Annotated in this window: 17 protein-coding genes and 1 pseudogene; 4 read left to right on the top strand and 14 right to left on the bottom strand. The window is 70.0% G+C overall.

The window, feature by feature from the left end; genetic code table 11:
* Nucleotides 1-301 precede the first annotated feature (301 nt).
* On the bottom strand, nt 302-634 hold the full coding sequence (locus tag ACZ5NH_RS33050) for a hypothetical protein (RefSeq protein WP_468780510.1): 333 nt from the start codon (nt 632-634) through the stop codon (nt 302-304).
* Between the two features lie 188 nt (nt 635-822).
* Between ACZ5NH_RS33050 and ACZ5NH_RS33045 the strand changes: the two genes are divergently transcribed.
* Nucleotides 823-1,782, top strand: a complete 960-nt coding sequence (locus ACZ5NH_RS33045; protein ID WP_468780508.1) for a D-2-hydroxyacid dehydrogenase family protein — start codon at nt 823-825, stop codon at nt 1,780-1,782.
* A 220-nt stretch (nt 1,783-2,002) separates the two neighbouring features.
* Here the strand turns inward: ACZ5NH_RS33045 and ACZ5NH_RS33040 are convergent, their stop codons facing one another.
* From ACZ5NH_RS33040 to ACZ5NH_RS33005, 8 genes are all read right to left on the bottom strand, one after another.
* On the bottom strand, nt 2,003-2,197 hold the full coding sequence (locus ACZ5NH_RS33040) for a hypothetical protein (protein WP_468780506.1): 195 nt from the start codon (nt 2,195-2,197) through the stop codon (nt 2,003-2,005).
* A 28-nt stretch (nt 2,198-2,225) separates the two neighbouring features.
* Nucleotides 2,226-2,810 carry a vitamin K epoxide reductase family protein gene (locus tag ACZ5NH_RS33035; protein ID WP_468780504.1) on the bottom strand — a complete coding sequence of 195 codons (585 nt, stop codon included), beginning with the start codon at nt 2,808-2,810 and terminating at the stop codon, nt 2,226-2,228.
* Entirely contained in the window at nt 2,810-3,307 is a 498-nt protein-coding gene (locus tag ACZ5NH_RS33030) for a DUF5949 family protein (RefSeq protein ID WP_468780502.1), read from the bottom strand. Before ACZ5NH_RS33030 ends, ACZ5NH_RS33035 begins: the two co-directional genes overlap by 1 nt.
* Before the next feature lie 125 nt (nt 3,308-3,432).
* Nucleotides 3,433-3,714 carry a hypothetical protein gene (locus ACZ5NH_RS33025; RefSeq protein WP_468780500.1) on the bottom strand — a complete coding sequence of 94 codons (282 nt, stop codon included), beginning with the start codon at nt 3,712-3,714 and terminating at the stop codon, nt 3,433-3,435.
* A 279-nt stretch (nt 3,715-3,993) separates the two neighbouring features.
* Complete coding sequence (locus ACZ5NH_RS33020) at nt 3,994-4,980, bottom strand: S53 family peptidase (protein ID WP_468780498.1); 987 nt, start codon at nt 4,978-4,980, stop codon at nt 3,994-3,996.
* A gap of 960 nt (nt 4,981-5,940) precedes the next feature.
* Nucleotides 5,941-6,180: a chaplin gene (locus ACZ5NH_RS33015; RefSeq protein ID WP_468780496.1), complete on the bottom strand. Its 240-nt coding sequence runs from the start codon at nt 6,178-6,180 to the stop codon at nt 5,941-5,943.
* Nucleotides 6,181-6,484: 304 nt separating this feature from the next.
* Nucleotides 6,485-7,630 carry a chaplin gene (locus ACZ5NH_RS33010; RefSeq protein ID WP_468780494.1) on the bottom strand — a complete coding sequence of 382 codons (1,146 nt, stop codon included), beginning with the start codon at nt 7,628-7,630 and terminating at the stop codon, nt 6,485-6,487.
* Between the two features lie 147 nt (nt 7,631-7,777).
* Nucleotides 7,778-8,005 (bottom strand): chaplin, encoded by a 228-nt coding sequence (locus tag ACZ5NH_RS33005; RefSeq protein WP_468780492.1) that lies wholly within the window; start codon nt 8,003-8,005, stop codon nt 7,778-7,780.
* 536 nt (nt 8,006-8,541) lie between these two features.
* On the opposite strand from ACZ5NH_RS33005, the gene ACZ5NH_RS33000 reads away from it, so the two are divergent.
* Complete coding sequence (locus tag ACZ5NH_RS33000) at nt 8,542-8,952, top strand: rodlin (protein ID WP_468780490.1); 411 nt, start codon at nt 8,542-8,544, stop codon at nt 8,950-8,952.
* Between the two features lie 208 nt (nt 8,953-9,160).
* Nucleotides 9,161-9,568 (top strand): rodlin, encoded by a 408-nt coding sequence (locus ACZ5NH_RS32995; protein ID WP_451555630.1) that lies wholly within the window; start codon nt 9,161-9,163, stop codon nt 9,566-9,568.
* A gap of 237 nt (nt 9,569-9,805) precedes the next feature.
* Here the strand turns inward: ACZ5NH_RS32995 and ACZ5NH_RS32990 are convergent.
* The 3 genes and pseudogenes from ACZ5NH_RS32990 to ACZ5NH_RS32980 form a co-directional block, all read right to left on the bottom strand.
* Nucleotides 9,806-10,189, bottom strand: a pseudogene (locus ACZ5NH_RS32990) (long-chain fatty acid--CoA ligase); the annotation flags it as partial.
* A gap of 259 nt (nt 10,190-10,448) precedes the next feature.
* Entirely contained in the window at nt 10,449-11,303 is an 855-nt protein-coding gene (locus tag ACZ5NH_RS32985; RefSeq protein WP_468780487.1) for an ABC transporter permease, read from the bottom strand.
* Nucleotides 11,300-13,948, bottom strand: coding sequence for a CocE/NonD family hydrolase (locus tag ACZ5NH_RS32980; protein ID WP_468780485.1), 2,649 nt, complete (start codon nt 13,946-13,948; stop codon nt 11,300-11,302). The genes ACZ5NH_RS32985 and ACZ5NH_RS32980 overlap by 4 nt, the downstream gene beginning before the upstream one ends.
* A 115-nt stretch (nt 13,949-14,063) precedes the next feature.
* Between ACZ5NH_RS32980 and ACZ5NH_RS32975 the strand changes: the two genes are divergently transcribed.
* Nucleotides 14,064-14,477, top strand: coding sequence for a GNAT family N-acetyltransferase (locus tag ACZ5NH_RS32975; RefSeq protein WP_468780483.1), 414 nt, complete (start codon nt 14,064-14,066; stop codon nt 14,475-14,477).
* On the opposite strand, the gene ACZ5NH_RS32970 is transcribed toward ACZ5NH_RS32975, so the two are convergent.
* Nucleotides 14,478-15,914 (bottom strand): APC family permease, encoded by a 1,437-nt coding sequence (locus ACZ5NH_RS32970; protein ID WP_468780481.1) that lies wholly within the window; start codon nt 15,912-15,914, stop codon nt 14,478-14,480. It abuts the gene before it with no gap.
* A gap of 309 nt (nt 15,915-16,223) precedes the next feature.
* Nucleotides 16,224-17,726 (bottom strand): CoA-acylating methylmalonate-semialdehyde dehydrogenase, encoded by a 1,503-nt coding sequence (gene mmsA / locus ACZ5NH_RS32965; RefSeq protein ID WP_468780479.1) that lies wholly within the window; start codon nt 17,724-17,726, stop codon nt 16,224-16,226.
* Nucleotides 17,727-17,739: the final 13 nt, after the last annotated feature.

The raw sequence follows: 17,739 nt of genomic DNA, 5'->3' as shown, positions 1-17,739 counted from the left end.
CGGGCGACCCCGAAGGGCCGTACAGAACGCCGTTCCCCTGGAGGTCGATGCGATTTCCCTGGATTTCGTCGAGCTGCTGTTGGTGGACGACGAGCAGAGCTGACTGCGCGACGAACACGACAGTCAGCACCGCGCTGAGCACAAGGCGGCGCCGCGGGCTACGCAACGCCTCGACCACGCTACTCACATTGCTCCTCATGCTGCGTGACGGCGATAGTGCGAGGGACGGGGCCCAATCCCAGGCGAGCGGGCTCGGGGCGGCCGGCACCACTCCGTTCCCGATCGAGTGGAGAAGGTCGGACTAGCTCGACGCCGGCGCCGGCGGGGCGACGGCGTCCTTCCCGTCCGTGCCGTCCTTCCCGTCATGACCATCCTTCCCGTCCTTACCCTCCTTTCCGTTCGTCCCGTCCTTGCCCGGTGGGCCGATGGGGCCGGGCGGACCGGGCGGACCGGAGGGGCCGGAGGGACCGGGGGGACCGGGCTGGAGGCGCTCTTGGAGGTCGATGGGTTGTGTCTGGAGATTGTCGATCTGCATCTGCTGGGCGATGAGCGCAGCCGACTGCGCGACGAGCGCGACGGTCAGCACTGCGCCGAGCACTAGGGGGCGCCGCGGGCTACGCAGCGCTTCAATCACGCTCTTCACATTAGTCCTCACGCTGTGTGACGGCAAAAGTGTATGGGACGGCGACTCGGTTGACGTGGATCTGCGTGTAGAAGGGCGTGCCGGTTCGGGCATATGCGTTCGGGTTCGCTCATCCGGAATGGCTGCCTCGGCACCCTTGTTGACCAGTCGTCAGTCATCGCGGGAGAGGGAGAGACGACGTGCGACTGCGCTGTGCGGTGCTGGACGACTTCCAGGGTGTGGCCGTCGAGTCGGCCGACTGGTCGGTGATCGAGGACGGGGTCGAGGTCGTCGCCCTGCGTGAGCATCTCGACGGCGAGGACGCCCTCGCCGCCGCCCTCGCCGACTACGACATCGTCGTCACGCTGCGCGAACGCGTACCGTTTCCAGGGTCGTTGCTCGCTCGCCTGCCCCGGCTGCGGCTGATCGTCGCCACCGGGATGCGCAACACCGTCATCGACTACGCCGCCGCCGAGAAGCACGGCGTCACCGTGTGCGGCACCGACAGTTCGGGCATTCCGCCCGCCGAGCTGACCTGGGCTCTGCTGCTCGGGCTGGCCCGCGGGATCGTCGAGGAGAACACCGCGCTGCGCACGGGCGGCCCCTGGCAGTCCACCGTCGGCACCGATCTGCACGGCGCCCGGCTCGGCGTACTCGGCCTCGGCAGGATCGGCGGGCGGGTGGCCCGGGTCGGGCTCGCCTTCGGCATGCACGTCAGCGCGTGGAGCCCGCGTCTCACCGAGGAGCGCGCCGCCGCGCACGGTGTCGAACTGGCCGCGTCCAAGGAGGAGTTGCTCGCCGACAGCGACTTCGTCTCGGTGCAGGTGCCCGGCGGTGACAGCACCCGCGGCCTCATCGGCGCCGCCGAACTCGCCCTGATGAAACCGACGGCCTATCTGATCAACACCTCCCGGGCGTCGGTCGTCGACCAGGACGCCCTGCTGGCCGCGCTGCACGAGGGCCGGATCGCGGGCGCCGGCGTCGACGTCTTCGACATCGAGCCGCTGCCCGCCGACCACCCGATGCGCACCGCACCCCGCCTCCTCGCCACGCCCCACCTCGGCTATGTCTCGCGGGCCAACTACGCGACGTACTACGGCCAGGCGGTGGAGAACATCCGCGCCTATCTGTCCGGTTCCCCCGTACGGCGACTGCCCTGAGCCCACCCGGACGGGTGAGGAACCTGCCGTCGGGTGACGCCCTCCGTGGCAGTCCAGTGACCGGCCGAGCAGGCCGGCGAACCGGTCACCAACAGCCGGTCACGGCACCGGCCGTTGCCGCTGAGCGCTCCTTCGTCGAGGGCACGCGGATCACCCCCTGAGGGCCATCCCGTGCGTACGACGGTCCGGGCGGGTTGGGCGGGTCAGGGGGCGTCCATGTTCAGGCCGGGGCCGAAGGTGCGCAGGCCGGAGCCGACAGCGCGCCGTCGACGGGCAGCTGGGGCAGGGTCCGGTCGGGCAGGAGGCGCCCGGTGACATGGCGCGGGCCGTCGGGCGTGCCCGGGGTCGGCAGCGGCAGCTCCAGGCCGGCCTTGGGCACCTCCATGAGGGACTGGGAGACGCCCTCCAGCGGCACCGGGACGGGAACCGCGGCTGGTCACTCGTCAGCTCGTCCAGAAATCCCACCAGCGGGTCAGGATCAGCATGCCGATCACTCCGATGTGCAGGACCGGAAGCACCCAGGTGAATTCGGCGAAGAAGCTCTTCAGCCAACCCGGCGCGGGCAGGAAACCGTTTCGGACGATCAGTGAGGTGGCGTACCAGAACATCAGGATCGTGGCGACCCAGGCCAGGCAGCACCACAGGCACAGCGCGTTGATCCGGTACAGCGACTCGAACTGCAGCCAGGAGACGAACCCGACGCCGAACAGGCAGCCGGCCTCGAACAACAGCCAGTACCAGCCGGGGAAGCGGGCACCCGCGATGAGGCTCATGCCCACGCAGATGACGATGCCGTAGGCCACCAGGCCGAGCATCGGGTTGGGGAATCCGAACACCGAGGCCTGGGGACTCTTCATCACGCTGCCGCAGGACACCACCGGGTTCAGGCTGCAGCCGGGCACGAAGTTCGGGTTCTGCAGCAGCTTGAACTTGTCGAGAGTGATGACCCAGGAGGCGAGCAGTCCTGCCGCCCCGGTGATCACCAGCAGCAGTCCGAGGCCTCTGCCGCCTGCCAGGGTCCTGGGCATCAGCCGCGCAGGCTGGTCGCCGGCAGGACGACGTGCGCTGCGGCGGTCAGGGTCTCCTCGGCGCCGGCGAACCGGGCCAGCACGGCCGCCTCTACGGGCTTGCCGGGCTCTGCCTCGGGCCAGGCCCGGGTCGTGAAGACGAGGTAGGCGTGGCCGCGCCGGCCGACGGCGGCGAGCCACTCCGGGGGCGCGTCGGCCTGGGCGACCAGCTGCTTCATCCGCAGGACGGCCTGACCCGCCTCGACCAGCAGGCTGACGGGTAGGCCGGGCCGACCGTCGCCGTCGACCAGGTCACCGCCCACGGGCAGCCCGTTGCTCTCCAGCAGCCTCCGCACGGCGGAGGAGGAGGCCTCCGGTCCGCCCTCGGCGTCGCCGAGAGGGTAGGCGAGCAGGTAGGGCATGTCACCGTCGGGAGCCTCTCCGCTCCAGGCCAGCACGACGATCGTGCCCAGGTCGGCGAGGCCGGAGGCAAGGGTTGTGCTTGAGGTTGAGGTCACCGCGCGATCGTATCGACGGCCCCGGAAGCAGTCCGACGACGCTTCACTCGACCGGACCAGCGGCTCGTGTTGTCCATCCGAACGAGGGACGCCTCTCGGCGCCCCTCGAACACCGCCCAGGTGCGTCAGTTCTGCAACGGCAGGCCGCCCAGCAGCCGGGTGTGCTGGTTGAGTGCACCAGTCACGCCCTTGACGGCGTGGAGCACGGAGCCCCGGTTCTCCGTGTCCAGCGCGCCCGACTGGTGGTGCAGCGGCATCACGTCGAGAGGACCTTGGGTGAGCCTGTTCACGGCGCCGTTGAGGCTGGTGGGCGTCACATCGGCGGCACTTTGGGCGAACGCGGGCGCGGCGGTACCGGCGAAGACGACGGATCCGACAAGTACGGCGGCGGTTTTCAAGGGCTTCATCGATTCCCCTTCTTCGGCGAGTCACTGCGTATCGACCGTCTCGGACGCCGTGTTCAACGATTCTCGGCCAGGGTGGAAACCCCGGATGGAGAAGTTCTCCGCACCCGCCGAGTCCTCATATGAGCCTGGAAAATATGAGCCTGAAAAAGGAGATCAAACAGGATGACGCCGCTGCGCCGGTGAGGAAAACCGGCGCAGCGGCTGTCCGGGTGCCGGGGGCGTGCCTGTTGAGTCGGCACGGACCACGGTGCTGCTCACCCCCGTGGCTGCCCAGCAACCCTAGAAGGCCCCGACGCCATTCGGCGTGCCAAGCCCGGTCGGGCCGTCATAGCCCGGACGTGCCGTGCACAGGTAACTTCCACCGCAAGAGCCGTTGCTGCCCGAGACCACATCATTGAGTGCCGAGGTATGGCTGTACGGGTAGGAGCCGTAGACGGTCGATGCGGCATTGCCCGCAAGCGCATAGACGCTGGCAACGATCGGGGAGGCCACGCTGGTGCCGCCCACCTGGATCCAGCCGTCGGCACCATGTACCAGGCCGAGGGAGATCAAGATGTCGCACATGCTGCTCTGACCGCAACTGTTGTAGGTGTCGTAGGTGGCCACCCCGGTATACGGGTCGGAGACAGCAGACACATCCGCGACCGTCCGCCGACTGCAGTCGGGATCGTGCTGCCAAGCGGGCTTTGGCTGATAGGCCGAGCAGCCCGAACCGGAGCCGCTCCATGCCGTCTCACTCCAGCCACGGGAGTTGGACGCTTTGCTCAGCGACGTCCCGCCGACCGCCGTGACATACGGGGAAGATGCGGGCCAGGACACACCGTAGCCGGAGTCACCGGAACTCACGGTGATGGCGACACCGGGATGGTTGAAGTGCACGTCATCGGACGGCACCGCGTTGGTCTCCGACTCGCCCCAACTGTTGGAGATGGATGTCACACCGGGTGTGGCGGCCGCTTGATCTTCGGCTTTCATCAGGTCGGACGTGTAAGCCGAATTTGCCTCGACCAGCAGGATGCGGCAGTCGGGGCAGGCGGCGGAGACCATGTCGAGATCAAGGCTGATCTCTTCCGCCCAGCCGTAGTCGCCCGGCGGAAGCGGTGACGTCTGCCCGTTCTGGTTCACCTTTCTGAAGCATCCGTTGGCCGTGGTGCACGGGGGAAGGCCATAGGACTTTCGGTACACCGCCAGGTCGGACTCGGCCTTCGGATCGTCGTAGGCATCGACGATGGCCACCGTGCGGCCCGAGCCGGACGTGCCGCCCAAGTGGTATGCCGATCGCAGGGCGGACGGTGTGTAGCCGGCGCTGGTCGGAGACCCACTGACAGTTGGCGAAATCTGCCCTCCGGCGGTTCGGTGTCCCACCATAAGACCGAAACAGCGAGCCATGTCGGGAGAGTTCGGGTGGGCACACCCGAACTCGACTACGTCCTTGGGGTCCTGCGACCCGGTCGATGTCCGGTTCCCGGAACTCTCGGCACGGTGAGTATCGACCGACAGTGGGCGAGCGTGGGCAAGACCGCCGCTCATGCACATCGCGAGCAGAGTGAGCAATGTTGAGACGACTGTTGCCCGGCGCCATGCCGGAGGCCTTGGTGAACGATGCCTCAGCGTGTGCCGAGCCGATGACGGTCTGGTGGGTTCTTGGTGCATCACGCCTCTTGTCGCATCCGAGACCGCTAAATCCATCTGAAGCCGAGAAGGCATAGGATCAGAAAAGGACCGCTTCACCGGCGGAGAAGAACCTCGGCGGCCGACGCGGCCCATGTTTCGTCTTTCCGGCGTACCGGAAGTGTGCGGTCGACCAGCAGCTTTTGCTGAACCCATGCTGTAGCAGGAGACGGTGTTTGCGTTGCTGCAACACTTTTCTCCCACCCGTACGGCGCATGGACCCGCCCAATGATTTCCGCCTGAGTCGAGCAATGCCGCAGTCCCACTGCCCGCCCGTGATACGACGCAGTCGGACGCGGTGTCGGGGTCTTCGAACAGGTCCCGTGACAGGGCGTCGCACGGCGGTGCCTTCTTGAGCCGGGCTTTCCAGGACCAGGCGGTGGAGTTTCGCCCGCACCCCTGGCCTTCGAGCAAGCCGAACGAGATGACCTCTCGGGCCGACCCGGCGAAAGCTGGTGCCGCCCGCCTGTTCAGGACAGCCAGTGCGCCGAGGAACACGCGAACCGGCCGCCCTCCCTTGCGGGTTGGCGGCCGGTCGACGGAGGGCCTGAGGCGTCAGGAGTTGGTGCAACCGCTGCCGAACGCCGGGTTCAGCAGACCGATGACGTCGACAGTGTTGCCACAGACGCCGACCGGCACGTGAACCGGAAGCTGGGCGGTGTTGCCCGACAGGACGCCCGCGGAGTTGCTGGCAGTGCCGTTCGCCCCACTGTTGGCGGCGGCGAGGCCGGCGGCGCCGCCGATGGCCGCGGCGGCGACGGAGGTGAGAACGAGGCCCTTCGCGATACGCGACATGAGGAAATACTCCTTGGATTGAAAAACAGCATCCGGGCGAATGCCCGATGTCATGTCAACGCGCGGTACAACAGGAGGGTTGTGCCGCCGAAAGAGTGATCTGAGGAGGACCGGTTTCGAGAGCACCGACCAGTAATGCCACGCCGTCTGCACAGCGAGGGCCCTCCTGGTCGGCACGGCCGCCAAGAGGGCCCTTCTGGACACCGACCGCCCGGGTCGGTGCGCTCCAGCCGACGGCCTGCTGCGGCCGCGTCGACTGGTCGGCTTCGGGGGCCGGACGTCGCCACGTCCGGCCCCCGGCAGATCACCGTTGGTGTGCGGCTCGGCTTCGCCGGTACAGGATCACGCCGGCCGCGATCAGCACAGAGCTGATGCCCGAGGCCGTCAGCATGGCCCCGCTGCCGGTGGCCGCCAGGGTGGCGCGGGTGGGGCCACTGACGTCCATGGGGGTCGTGTCCGACGACCGCACCTGGTCGGTGGAGCTGTCGGACCACTTCTGTTCGGCAGTGGCGGGGTGCCGGGGGGCCGGAAGGTGGGCAGTGGACGGAGTATGCCTGCCACTCTCCGAGGGAGGTGTCTGGGCTCGTCCCGGGGCAGGTGTCTGGGCTTGTCCCGGGGGAGTCGCCACGGAGCTTGAGTCGGAGTCGCCCTGGCCCGGGACGTTGGGCGAGCTCGGCGCGCTCGCGCCCGACGCACCGCCACAGGAACTCCCGGACGCCGGGTTCAGCAGGGCGATGGCATCGGCGGTGTTGCCACACACGTTGACCGGCACATCGACCGGCGCCTGCACGGTATTGCCGGACACCACCCCGGGCGAGCCCACGGAGGAGCCCTGACTCGAGGCGCCCGGCGAACTCGGCCTGCTCGCGCCCGACGCACCGCCACAGGAAGTCCCGGACGCCGGGTTCAGCAGGGCAATGGCATCGACGGTGTTGCCACACACGTTGACCGGCACATCGACCGGCGCCTGCACGGTATTGCCGGACACCACCCCGGGCGAGCCCACGGAGGAGCCCTGACTCGAGGCGCCCGGCGAACTCGGCCTGCTCGCGCCCGACGCACCGCCACACGAACCCCCGAACGCCGGGTTCAGCAGGGCAATGGCATCGACGGTGTTGCCACACACGTTGACCGGCACATCGACCGGCGCCTGCACGGTATTGCCGGACACCACCCCGGGCGAGCCCACGGAGGAGCCCTGACTCGAGGCGCCCGGCGAACTCGGCCTGCTCGCGCCCGACGCACCGCCACACGAACCCCCGAACGCCGGGTTCAGCAGGGCAATGGCATCGACGGTGTTGCCACACACGTTGACCGGCACATCGACCGGCGCCTGCACGGTATTGCCGGACACCAGCCCGGGCGAGCCCGTGGAGGTGCCGCTCGCGTTCGAGTCCGCGAGGGCGGGGCTGCCGTACAGGGACAGAACGCTCGTCGCGGCAGCTGCCACGACGATTCCCCTGCTCAGGGTCTGTCGCACTCTTGTTGTCTTCCTGCTTGGAGAAATGAAGAACTGGGAAAGCCGGCCTTGGCACAGCAAGCGGTGGTAATCCAAGGCCGACTGTGGCGCAGCCGGACGGCTGGCGCCGTTACCCGGTCAGGAGTTGGTGCACAGGGAGCCGGACGCCGGGTTCAGCAGGGTGACGAGGCCGATGCTGTTGCCACACACGCCGACGGGAATGTGCACGGGGACCTGGACCGTGTTGCCGGAGAGGACGCCCGGGGAGTTGGCGGCGGATCCGCTGGCGCCGGCATCGGCGAAGGCCGGAGCGGCCACGCCCAGAGCCATAATCGCTCCGGCGACAACTGCAGCACTCTTCTGCATGAAATTTCCTTTCTCTCCGGTCATGCCTCTTTGGCGGTAAGACCGAGCGAGCACAGTTTGAACGGCTCGCGCCATGACCGACATTTCTACAACGAGGAATAGACAGCCCGGGAAACTGCGGAACGCGAGCCACCAAGGAATTCACCCGAACGCCTTGGCAGACTTGACACTCCGGCGCTGTAAAGAGCGGCAAACTGGCGGTCGGCGCCGAACGGGTGGCCGGCGCCTGGGCGCGGCAACCGCTGTCGCGGCCGTTGCCTTCTTCCGCCTTCGCTCTCCTTACCTGACAGGCACCTACGTCACCTGGCGAACTCACACGTTCCTCCACATCAACCGCGGCCGGCGGGTCTGGTTTCGGTGATTCACCCGGTCGGACGGTTCAGGATCGGAAGCAGGCAGTGACACAGGGCCTCGCAGCACGCCCCGACGGAATTTCGGCGTGGGCCATCGGAGTGAAGCCGCACAACCAGGGAAGGCCGCGGCAGTTGATTCAGGATGCTCCGCAAGACGGGGTGTCTTCAGAAGGGAACCAGCAAGTGATCAAGAAGGTTCTGGCCACCGCTGCGGTCGCCGCTTCCGTTGTCGGCGTCTCCGCCGCGGTCGCGCCCCAGGCACTGGCCACCGGCAATGACACCGGCACCACGTCCGCCAGCGGAGCCAGCGCCTCGCAGACGTTCGGCAACTCCGCCACGTACGGCACGATGAGCCCCCAGATGGCGCTCATCCAGGGGTCATTCAACAAGCCCTGCGTCGGTCTGCCGGCCAAGGCGAACCTGGCATCGCTCGCCGGAGTCGTACCGGTATCCGTACAGGACATCCCGGTCCTGTCGGCGCCGCAGAGCCAGCAGTGCGTCGAGAACTCCACCCAGGCCAAGGGCGACGAGCCGCTCTCGCACCTCGTGGACGACCTCTCCGTCCTGTCCGGCAACGGCACCCACAACAGCTGAACCCCACCGCCGGCACTCGGCCGGCTTGCCGGCGTCGGCCTCTCGGAGCCGTGCGCCGGTCCGTACCGCTCACCGCGACCGACTGGGGTATCGGTCGCTTCGTCCCACGGTACCGAGCCGCACGGGGCAAACCCTGCACCCACGGGGCGGGACCACCGCGTTGGTGGTCGGCTTCCTTCCCGGATCCGCATTTCGAAAGGGCATGAGAATGAAGAAGCTGTGGGCAACCACGGCGGTCGCCGCTTCGGTCGCCGGCATCGCGGCTACGGCCGCTCCCCAGGCGCTCGCCATCGGCAACGACACCGGAACCAGCTCCGTCAGCGGCACCGGCGCTTCGCAGACGTTCGGCAACTCCATCACGTCCGGCACCATGAGCCCGCAGCTCTCTCTGGTCCAGGGCTCGCTGAACAAACCCTGCGTGGGCCTGCCCGCCAAGGCGAACCTCGGTTCGCTCGTCGGCGTGGTGCCGGTCACGGCGCAGGACGTCCCGGTCCTGTCGGCGCCGCAGAGCCAGCAGTGCGTCGAGAACTCCACCCAGGCCAAGGGCGACGAGCCGCTCTCGCACCTCCTGGACGACGTCTCCGCCGTGTCCGGCAACGGCACCAACAACAGCTGAACAACGTTCCGCAGCGGGGGGGGGGGGGGGGGGGGGGGGGGGGGGGGGGTAGGGGGGGGGGGGGGGGGGGGGGGGGGGGGGGGGGGGGGGGGGGGGGGGGGGGCGATGTGCCCCTTCGCCCCCCCCCCTCCCCCCCCCCCCCCCCCCCCCCCCCGCCCCCCCCCCCCCCCCCCCCCCCCCCCCCCCCCCCCCCCCCCCCCCCCCCCCCCCCCCGCTTCGTTGTCTACGGCCGCCTGAGTACAGCTCCTCGATCTGCTCGGCACAGCGGTCCACGACCGCGTGCCGTTTCACCTTCAGCGACGGCGTCAGCAGCCCGTTCTCCTCGGTGAACTCCCCCTCCACGAGCGCGAAGGCGCGAATGGACTCGGCGCGGGAGACCGCCTGGTTGGCGTGGTCGACCGCCTTCTGCACCTCCGCGCGCAGCCTTTCGTCGTGCACCAGCTCGGCGAGCGGGGTGTCCGGCGGCAGCTTGTGTATTGACAGCCAGTGGGCGACCGCCTCCGGGTCGAGGGTGATCAGCGCGGCCACGAAGGGGCGGTTGTCGCCGACGACCACGCACTGGCCGACCGGCGCGCGGCTGCGCAGCCGGTCCTCCAGGACGGCCGGGGAGACGTTCTTGCCGCAGGTCGGCCAGGGAGCCGGTGGTCAGTGGCGGCGCCAGGGCCGCGGCCCGCACCTCGCGCACGGTGCCGGTGGCGTCCCTGACGATCTCCACCGAGGCCCGCTCCGCCAGATCGGTGCGCTGCCGTGCCCGTTTCAGGTCCCTGCGTACGCCCATGACGACTCCCGGTCGCGGCTCTTGCGAAGGCTCGTGCTCCCGGGGCAACTTACTCACAGGTAAGGACAGTCAATGGGTCGGGCAGACTCCTCCCCGCACCTCTCAGGAGACGATGTCCTTGCGGGCGAAACCGCGGAAGGCCAGGGCGAACAGCACCAGGGCGTACGTTATGGAGATCGCGGTGCCCTGGATCATGCCGGACCACTCCGGGTGCGGCTGGACCGCGTCGGCCCAGGCGAACTGCCAGTGCGCGGGCAGGAAGTCGCGCCAGTGGCCGAGCGCGGTGACGGCGTCCAGGACGTTGCCGACGATGGTCAGGCCGACCGCGCCGCCGACCGCGCCGAGCGGGGCGTCCGTCTTCGTCGACAGCCAGAAGGCGAGCCCGGCGGTGACCAGTTGGGACACGAAGATGTACGCCACGGTCACCACCAGGCGCTGCACCGCCGTCCCCGTGTCCAGCGCGCCGCCGGTGGGTATCTGCAGCGGGCCCCAGCCGTACGCCGCCGTGCCGACCGCGAGGGCGACCACCGGGAGCAGGATCATCGCGGCGAGGCTCAGCCCCAGCGCCACGGTCAGCTTGGACCACAGCAGCCGGGCCCGGGGCACGGGCGCGGCGAGCAGATAGCGCAGGGAGGACCAGCTCGCCTCCGATGCGACCGTGTCCCCGCAGAACAGGGCGACCGGGATCACCAGCAGAAAGCCGGCCGAGACGAACAGGTTCACCGCGGCGAAGTTGGCGCCGGACGCGGTGGCCGTGTTCATCAGGGTGATCCGGCCGTCGCGGCTCGACGGGTCGCCGCCGATCGCGAAGGCGATCAGCAGCACGAAGGGCAGCAGCCCGAGGACGGCCCCCATGACCAGGGTCCGGCGCCGCTTGAGCTGGCGGACCAGCTCGACCCGCAGGGGCAGGGTGTGCCGCCTCTGATAACCGGAGGCGACCTCGGTGAGCGTGCTCATGCAGAACCTCCGATCAGGGTGAGGAAGGCGTCTTCCAGACGGCGGTGCGGGCCGACCGAGGCGACGGCCACCTCGAGCCGCACCAGCTCCACGACCAGCCGCTCGGCCGTGCCGCCGGGGTCCAGCCGGATCAGCAGCCCGTCGTCGGTGCGCACGGCGGAGGCGACGCCGGGCAGCGCGGCGACCTTCTCCACGACCGGCTCCTCCACGGGCGTGGCGGTGCCGACGAGCAGGGTGTCGCCGGAACCGATGATCTCGCCGACCGGGCCGGCCTGGACCAGTCGGCCGCGGTCCATCACCACCAGGTGGGTGCAGGACTGCTCGACCTCGGCGAGGAGATGGCTGGAGACGATCACCGTGCGCCCGGCTGCCGCGTAGCGGATCATCACCTCGCGCATCTCGCGGATCTGGGGCGGGTCGAGGCCGTTGGTGGGTTCGTCGAGGATGAGCAGGTCGGGCAGGCCGAGCATGGCCTGGGCAATGGCGAGGCGCTGGCGCATGCCCTGCGAGTAGGTGCGCACCGCGCGGGCGAGCGCGTCGCCGAGCCCGGCGATCTCCAGGGCCTCCTCCAGGTGGGCGTCCTGAGGGGGGCGGCCGGTGGCCCGCCAGTACAGCTCCAGGTTCTCCCGGCCCGACAGGTGCGGCAGGAAGCCCGCGCCCTCCACGAAGGCGCCGACCCGCGACAGCACGGGCGCGCCGGGCCGGATCGCGTGACCGAAGACGCGGATCTCGCCGTCGTCCGGGGTGATCAGGCCCATCAGCATGCGCAGGGTCGTGGTCTTGCCCGCGCCGTTGGGTCCGAGCAGGCCGAGCACCTGGCCCTTCTCCACCCGGAAGGACAGCTCGCGCACCGCGTACCGGTCGGCGGACTTCGCGTACCGCTTGCTCAGGTCCTTGATCACGAGCGGGACGTCGGCCAGCTCCGGGTCGGGCGCCGGGCCGGCCGTACGGCGGCGGGCGGTGAGCAGCAGGGCGAGCGCGGCGGCGGCGCCGCCACCCGGCAGCCACCAGACCCAGGAGGGCAGGGGGGCCGCGGCGGTGGTGACGGCGGGGGCCGTCGGCACGCTCAGCTCTCCCTTGAGGGAGACGGTGTAGGTGGCCGGTGCGGCCGGTGAGGCGTAGCCGAGGTCGGTGGAGGCGAGGACCAGGCGGAGCCGGTGGCCCTTCTGCACCTCGTGGTCGATCGCGGGGAGGGTGACCGTGACGTCCTTGCCCGCCTTGGCGCCGGTGACCCGGAAGGGGGCGACGAGCTGGGAGGGCAGCACCTGCTGGGTGCCGCCGCGGCCGACGTCGTAGACCTTGCCGAACAGGACGGCGTCGTCGCTGGTCGAGGTGATGTGGACGGTCGCGGTCGGGGTGCCGGTGATCTGCAGGTCGCGGGTGAGCGGTGCGGAGTCGAACTTCGCGTACTGGCCGGGGAAGTCGAGGGAGACGCCGAGGCCCAGCGCCGACAGCTGACCGAGGCCGCCCGAGCCGCCGAGGCCGGGCAGGGCGGAGACGCCGGGCGGGCTGGCGCCGGCCGGGTTGGTGATGTGCTGGGTGCCGCCGGTCAGGGCGATGCCGCGCGGGTGTTCGCGCAGGCCGGGGTAGCTGCCGGCGGTCGCGCCGCGCAGCTGGGCGGTGCCGTCGGTGGAGTTCACGCCGCCGGTGCGGGTGATCCGGAAGGCCGGGCCGGTGCCGGCCGAGGTGTCGCCCTTCAGATACCGGTCGAACCACGCACGCACACGTGTCTGCGCCCGGCCGGTCTCCATGTCGCCGCCGTCATGGCCGCCCGCGATCCAGTCGACGTCCACGGGCGCGCCGTTCGCCCGGATCGCCTTCTGGGCGGCGTCGGACTGGCCGAGGGTGAACAGGGAGTCCGTCTGGCCCTGCAGCAGCAGCGTGGGCACCTTGATGCGGGAGCCGACGGCGGACGGCGAGCGCTCCTGCAGGAGTTCACGGGCGGCCGGGTCCGGGGTGCCGGACTCGGCGACCCTGTCGTACATCCGGCACAGCTCGGGCTCGAAGCGGGCACAGCCGCCGCCCAGATTGAGGAAGACGCCGGCCCACAGCTTCTTGAACACGCCGTTCGGGAACAGGGCGTCCGCGAGGTTCCAGTAGGTGATGGCCGGGGCGATGGCGTCCACCCGGTGGTCGTACCCGGCGGCGAGCAGGGAGATCGCGCCGCCGTAGGAGCCGCCGGCCATGCCCACGCGCGGGTCGCCCGGCTTGTCGAGCTGGACCTCGGGGCGCTTCGCCAGCCAGTCGAGGAGCCGGGAGACGTCGGCGACCTCGCCCTTCGGGTCGTTGAGCCCGATCTTGCCGGTGGACTTCCCGAAGCCGCGCGCGGACCAGGTCAGGACCGCGTACCCGTCCCGGGCGAGGTCCTCGGCCTGCTGGCGCATGTCGTCCTTGTTGCCGCCGAAGCCGTGCGCCAGCAGGACGGCGGGGTGGCGGCCGGCGCCGGCCGGGGTGAAGTACGAGGTGTCCAGGCGCACTCCGTCGACCGCCATGGCCTGGTCGGTCCTGTGCACCGGGGGCGTGTCACCGGATGCGGCGGCCGTCCAGGTGCCGGCGCCGGCGAGCACCACGACGGCGGCCGCGGCGGCGAACAGCCGGCGCGGCCCCTTGAGCAGCCCTCGCAGTGGAGGCACCCGAAGATCCATGCCTCAACGGTACGGGCCGCCACCGACAACCGAGGGAGCCGGTGGGCTGAACCCCCGCCCCTCCCGCAGGAGTACGGGGTCTGCCCGGCGTACACCAGCCGTGGTACGAAGGCGCATGGACATTCACCGGGCCACCACCGTCGCGGAGGTCGTCGCCGCCGAGCACCTGTTCGACAACCCGGCGCGCCCCGAGTGGGCGGAGCGTTTCCTCGCCGCCGCCGGGCACCATCTGCTGCTGGCGTACGCGCAGGACGAGGGGGTCCCCGTCGGCTTCGTCAGCGGCGTCGAGACGGTCCACCCGGACAAGGGCACCGAGATGTTCCTGTACGAGCTGGCCGTGGACGAGCCGTACCGGCGCCGGGGCATCGGGCGGGCGCTGGTGGAGCGGCTGGCCGCGCTGGCCCGGGAGCGCGGCTGCTACGGCATGTGGGTCGGGGTCGACGCCGGGAACGACGTCGCCCTTGCCGCCTATCGCAGTGCGGGCGGCAAGGACGACGATTCGTGCAGGGTGCTGACCTGGGAGTTCTGACTACGCCTGCGCACCCTCGGCGAGTTGCTCCTCCTCGGCGAGCCGCATGTCCTCCGGGAGGGACACCAGCCAGCGGGTCTCACGGCGCGGGCGGAGGTAGAAGGCCCAGTAGAGGGTGGCGACGGCGGTGATGCCGCCGGTCCACCACAGGTACGACGGGTCCTGCTCGACCAGGACGTAGACGAGGACGGCGATCAGCAGGACCGGCATCGTCGGCCACAGCGGCATCCGCCAGGCCTTCTTGGGGCCGTGCGCACCGCGCCGGGCGAGCAGGGAGGCGATCGCGACCAGCAGGTACAGGCCGGTGACGGCGACGCCGGTGACGCCGTAGAGGGTGTCCAGGTTGACGAAGCAGAGGAAGGCACCGGGGACGCCGACGACGAGGGTGGCGACCCAGGGGGAGCCGAACCGGCCGAGCTTGGCGAGGGCGTTGTTGACCGGGGCGGGCCAGGCCTTGTCGCGGGCGGAGGCGAACAGGACGCGGGAGTTCTGGATGACCATGACGATGCCCGCGTTGATGATCGCGAGGGCGACACACAGGCTGACGAAGGTGCCGACGGCCGAGTTGCTCCAGGCGATGACCATGCTGCTGATGTCGCCGCCGGTCAGGGTCTTCAGGTCACCGGCGCCCAGGGTGATCGCCACGACCGGCACCAGGATGACGACGCTGGAGATGGCGAGGGTCGCGAGGACGGTGCGGGCGACGCTGCGGCGCGGGTTCTCCAGCTCCTCGGAGAGGTAGATGGCGGTGGAGAAGCCCTGGGTGGCGAAGAGAGCGATGGCGAGCCCGGAGAGGACCATCATGGCCGTGACCGGGTTGACGTGAGCGTGGTCACCGGCCACCTGGAGCGAGCTGACGAGGCTGCCCGCACCGCGGTGGGAGTGGGTGAAGCCGAGCAGGGCGACGACTCCCGCGGCGACGACCTCCAGGACCAGGAAGATGCCGGTGATCCATGCGTTGGCGCGCAGGTCCAGCAGGCCGGCGAGGGTGGCCGCGATCATCACGCCGGCGCCCGTCATGGCCGGGTCGAGGTGGACGATCGGGGCCAGGTAGTCGGCGGTGCCCATCGCGATGACCGGAGGGACGATCATCACGACGAGCAGCGACATCACGAACGCCAGCCAGCCGGCGAGCCGACCGGCCAGGGTGGAGACGATGGCGTACTCGCCGCCCGCGCTGGGGATGAGGGTGCCCAGCTCGGAGTAGCAGAAGGCGACGGGGATACAGAGGAGCGCGCCGATGACGAGGCAGAGCGCCGTCGCCGTGCCCAGGCTGGAGAACAGATCGGGCACGATCACGAAGAGCGTGGAGGCGGGCGTGACGCACGAGAGGGTGAGCAGGGTGCCGCCGACGACGCCGATGGACCGCTTGAGTTTCTGAGGGCTGTCAGAAGCGGCTGTCACGGCTGTGTCGACAGGGCGGAGCGTGTCGGTCATGCGGCGGTTCCGATCGACTCGTGCGAGTGAGGGTGGGGGTCGGGAGCGCTATCGCCTCCGGCGGCTGGTCGTACATGCTCTGGTCCGCTCCCGGCGGCTGAATGGAACCCCGACGAAAACCGCCGCGTCAATGGGTGTTCACCTACGGAATCCGCAGCAAAGAAGCGGCCGATCGCCGATTCTCGTATCAACGGTCCCTATGGGCGGGCCCTTGCGGCCGTACGAGAATCGCAGCGCCCCCGCACAAAAAAACAGGGCCGTCCGCATAGCGGACGACCCTGTCGGGCCCTCTCGGTCCCTGTCGGTCGCTCAGTGGTTGCGCGGGAAGCCCAGGTCCACGCCCGCCGGTGCGTCGGCCGGGTCGGGCCAGCGCGTGGTGACGACCTTGCCGCGGGTGTAGAAGTGCGTGCCGTCGTTGCCGTAGATGTGGTGGTCGCCGAAGAGCGAGTCCTTCCAGCCGCCGAAGGAGTGGTAGCCCACCGGCACCGGGATCGGCACGTTCACGCCGACCATGCCCGCCTCGATCTCCAGCTGGAAGCGGCGGGCCGCGCCGCCGTCCCGGGTGAAGATCGCGGTGCCGTTGCCGAACGGCGAGGCGTTGATCAGCGCCACGCCCTCGTCGTAGGTGTCGACGCGCAGCACGCACAGCACCGGGCCGAAGATCTCGTCCTGGTAGGCCTTGGCGCTGGTCGGCACCTTGTCCAGCAGCGAGATGCCGATCCAGTGGCCGTCCTCGAAGCCCTCGACCGTGTAGCCGGTGCCGTCGAGCACCACCTCGGCGCCCTCGGCCGCGGCCCCGGAGACGTACGACGCCACCTTGTCGCGGTGGGCGGCGGTGATCAGCGGGCCCATCTCGGACGTCGGGTCGTTGCCCGGACCGATCTTGATCTTCTCGGCGCGCTCGCGGATCTTCTCCACCAGCGTGTCACCGATCGAGCCCACGGCCACGACCGCGGAGATGGCCATGCAGCGCTCGCCCGCAGAGCCGTAGGCCGCGCTCACGGCGGCGTCGGCGGCCGCGTCCAGGTCGGCGTCCGGCAGCACCAGCATGTGGTTCTTGGCGCCGCCCAGGGCCTGCACCCGCTTGCCGTTGGCGGAGGCCGTGGTGTGGATGTAGCGGGCGATCGGGGTGGAGCCGACGAAGGACACGGCCTTGACGTCGGGGTGCGCCAGCAGGCGGTCCACGGCCACCTTGTCACCGTGCACGACGTTGAACACGCCGTCCGGCAGACCGGCCTCGGACAGCAGCTCGGCGATCTTGAGCGACGCCGACGGGTCCTTCTCGGACGGCTTCAGCACGAACGTGTTGCCGCACGCGATGGCGATCGGGAACATCCACATCGGGACCATCGCCGGGAAGTTGAACGGCGTGATGCCGGCGACGACACCGAGCGGCTGGCGGATCGCGGCCACGTCGACGCGGCTGGCGACCTGCGTGGACAGCTCGCCCTTCAGCTGGACGTTGATGCCGCACGCCAGGTCGACGATCTCCAGGCCGCGCGCGACCTCGCCGAGCGCGTCGGAGTGCACCTTGCCGTGCTCGGCGGTGATCAGCTCGGCGATCTCGTCGCGGTGGGCGTCGAGCAGCGCGCGGAACCGGAAGAGGATGGTCGTGCGCTGGGCCAGGGAGGACTGGCTCCAGGTGGTGAAGGCGTCCTTGGCGGCTGCTACGGCCGCGTCCACCTCCTCCACCGAGGCGAACGCGACCTTCGTGGTGACCGCGCCGGTCGCCGGGTCGGTGACCGGCCCGTACGTGCCCGACGCGCCTTCGACGGTCTTCCCGCCGATCCAGTGGTTGACGATCTTCGTCATGCCCAGAGACTCC

It is taken from the genome of Streptomyces sp. NPDC031426 (assembly GCF_055581585.1).
This window is presented reverse-complemented; position numbering and strand designations above follow the sequence as displayed.

Bases quoted from the DNA above. Each gene is read 5' to 3' on its own strand.
- ACZ5NH_RS33035 (WP_468780504.1), bottom strand. From the start codon at position 2,810: ATGCCCAGGACCCTGGCAGGCGGCAGAGGCCTCGGACTGCTGCTGGTG.
- ACZ5NH_RS33025 (WP_468780500.1), bottom strand. From the start codon at position 3,714: ATGAAGCCCTTGAAAACCGCCGCCGTACTTGTCGGATCCGTCGTCTTC.
- ACZ5NH_RS33015 (WP_468780496.1), bottom strand. From the start codon at position 6,180: ATGTCGCGTATCGCGAAGGGCCTCGTTCTCACCTCCGTCGCCGCCGCG.
- ACZ5NH_RS33005 (WP_468780492.1), bottom strand. From the start codon at position 8,005: ATGCAGAAGAGTGCTGCAGTTGTCGCCGGAGCGATTATGGCTCTGGGC.
- ACZ5NH_RS32995 (WP_451555630.1), top strand. From the start codon at position 9,161: ATGAAGAAGCTGTGGGCAACCACGGCGGTCGCCGCTTCGGTCGCCGGC.
- ACZ5NH_RS32985 (WP_468780487.1), bottom strand. From the start codon at position 11,303: ATGAGCACGCTCACCGAGGTCGCCTCCGGTTATCAGAGGCGGCACACC.
- ACZ5NH_RS32980 (WP_468780485.1), bottom strand. From the start codon at position 13,948: ATGGATCTTCGGGTGCCTCCACTGCGAGGGCTGCTCAAGGGGCCGCGC.
- ACZ5NH_RS32975 (WP_468780483.1), top strand. From the start codon at position 14,064: ATGGACATTCACCGGGCCACCACCGTCGCGGAGGTCGTCGCCGCCGAG.
- ACZ5NH_RS32970 (WP_468780481.1), bottom strand. From the start codon at position 15,914: ATGACCGACACGCTCCGCCCTGTCGACACAGCCGTGACAGCCGCTTCT.
- mmsA (WP_468780479.1), bottom strand. From the start codon at position 17,726: ATGACGAAGATCGTCAACCACTGGATCGGCGGGAAGACCGTCGAAGGC.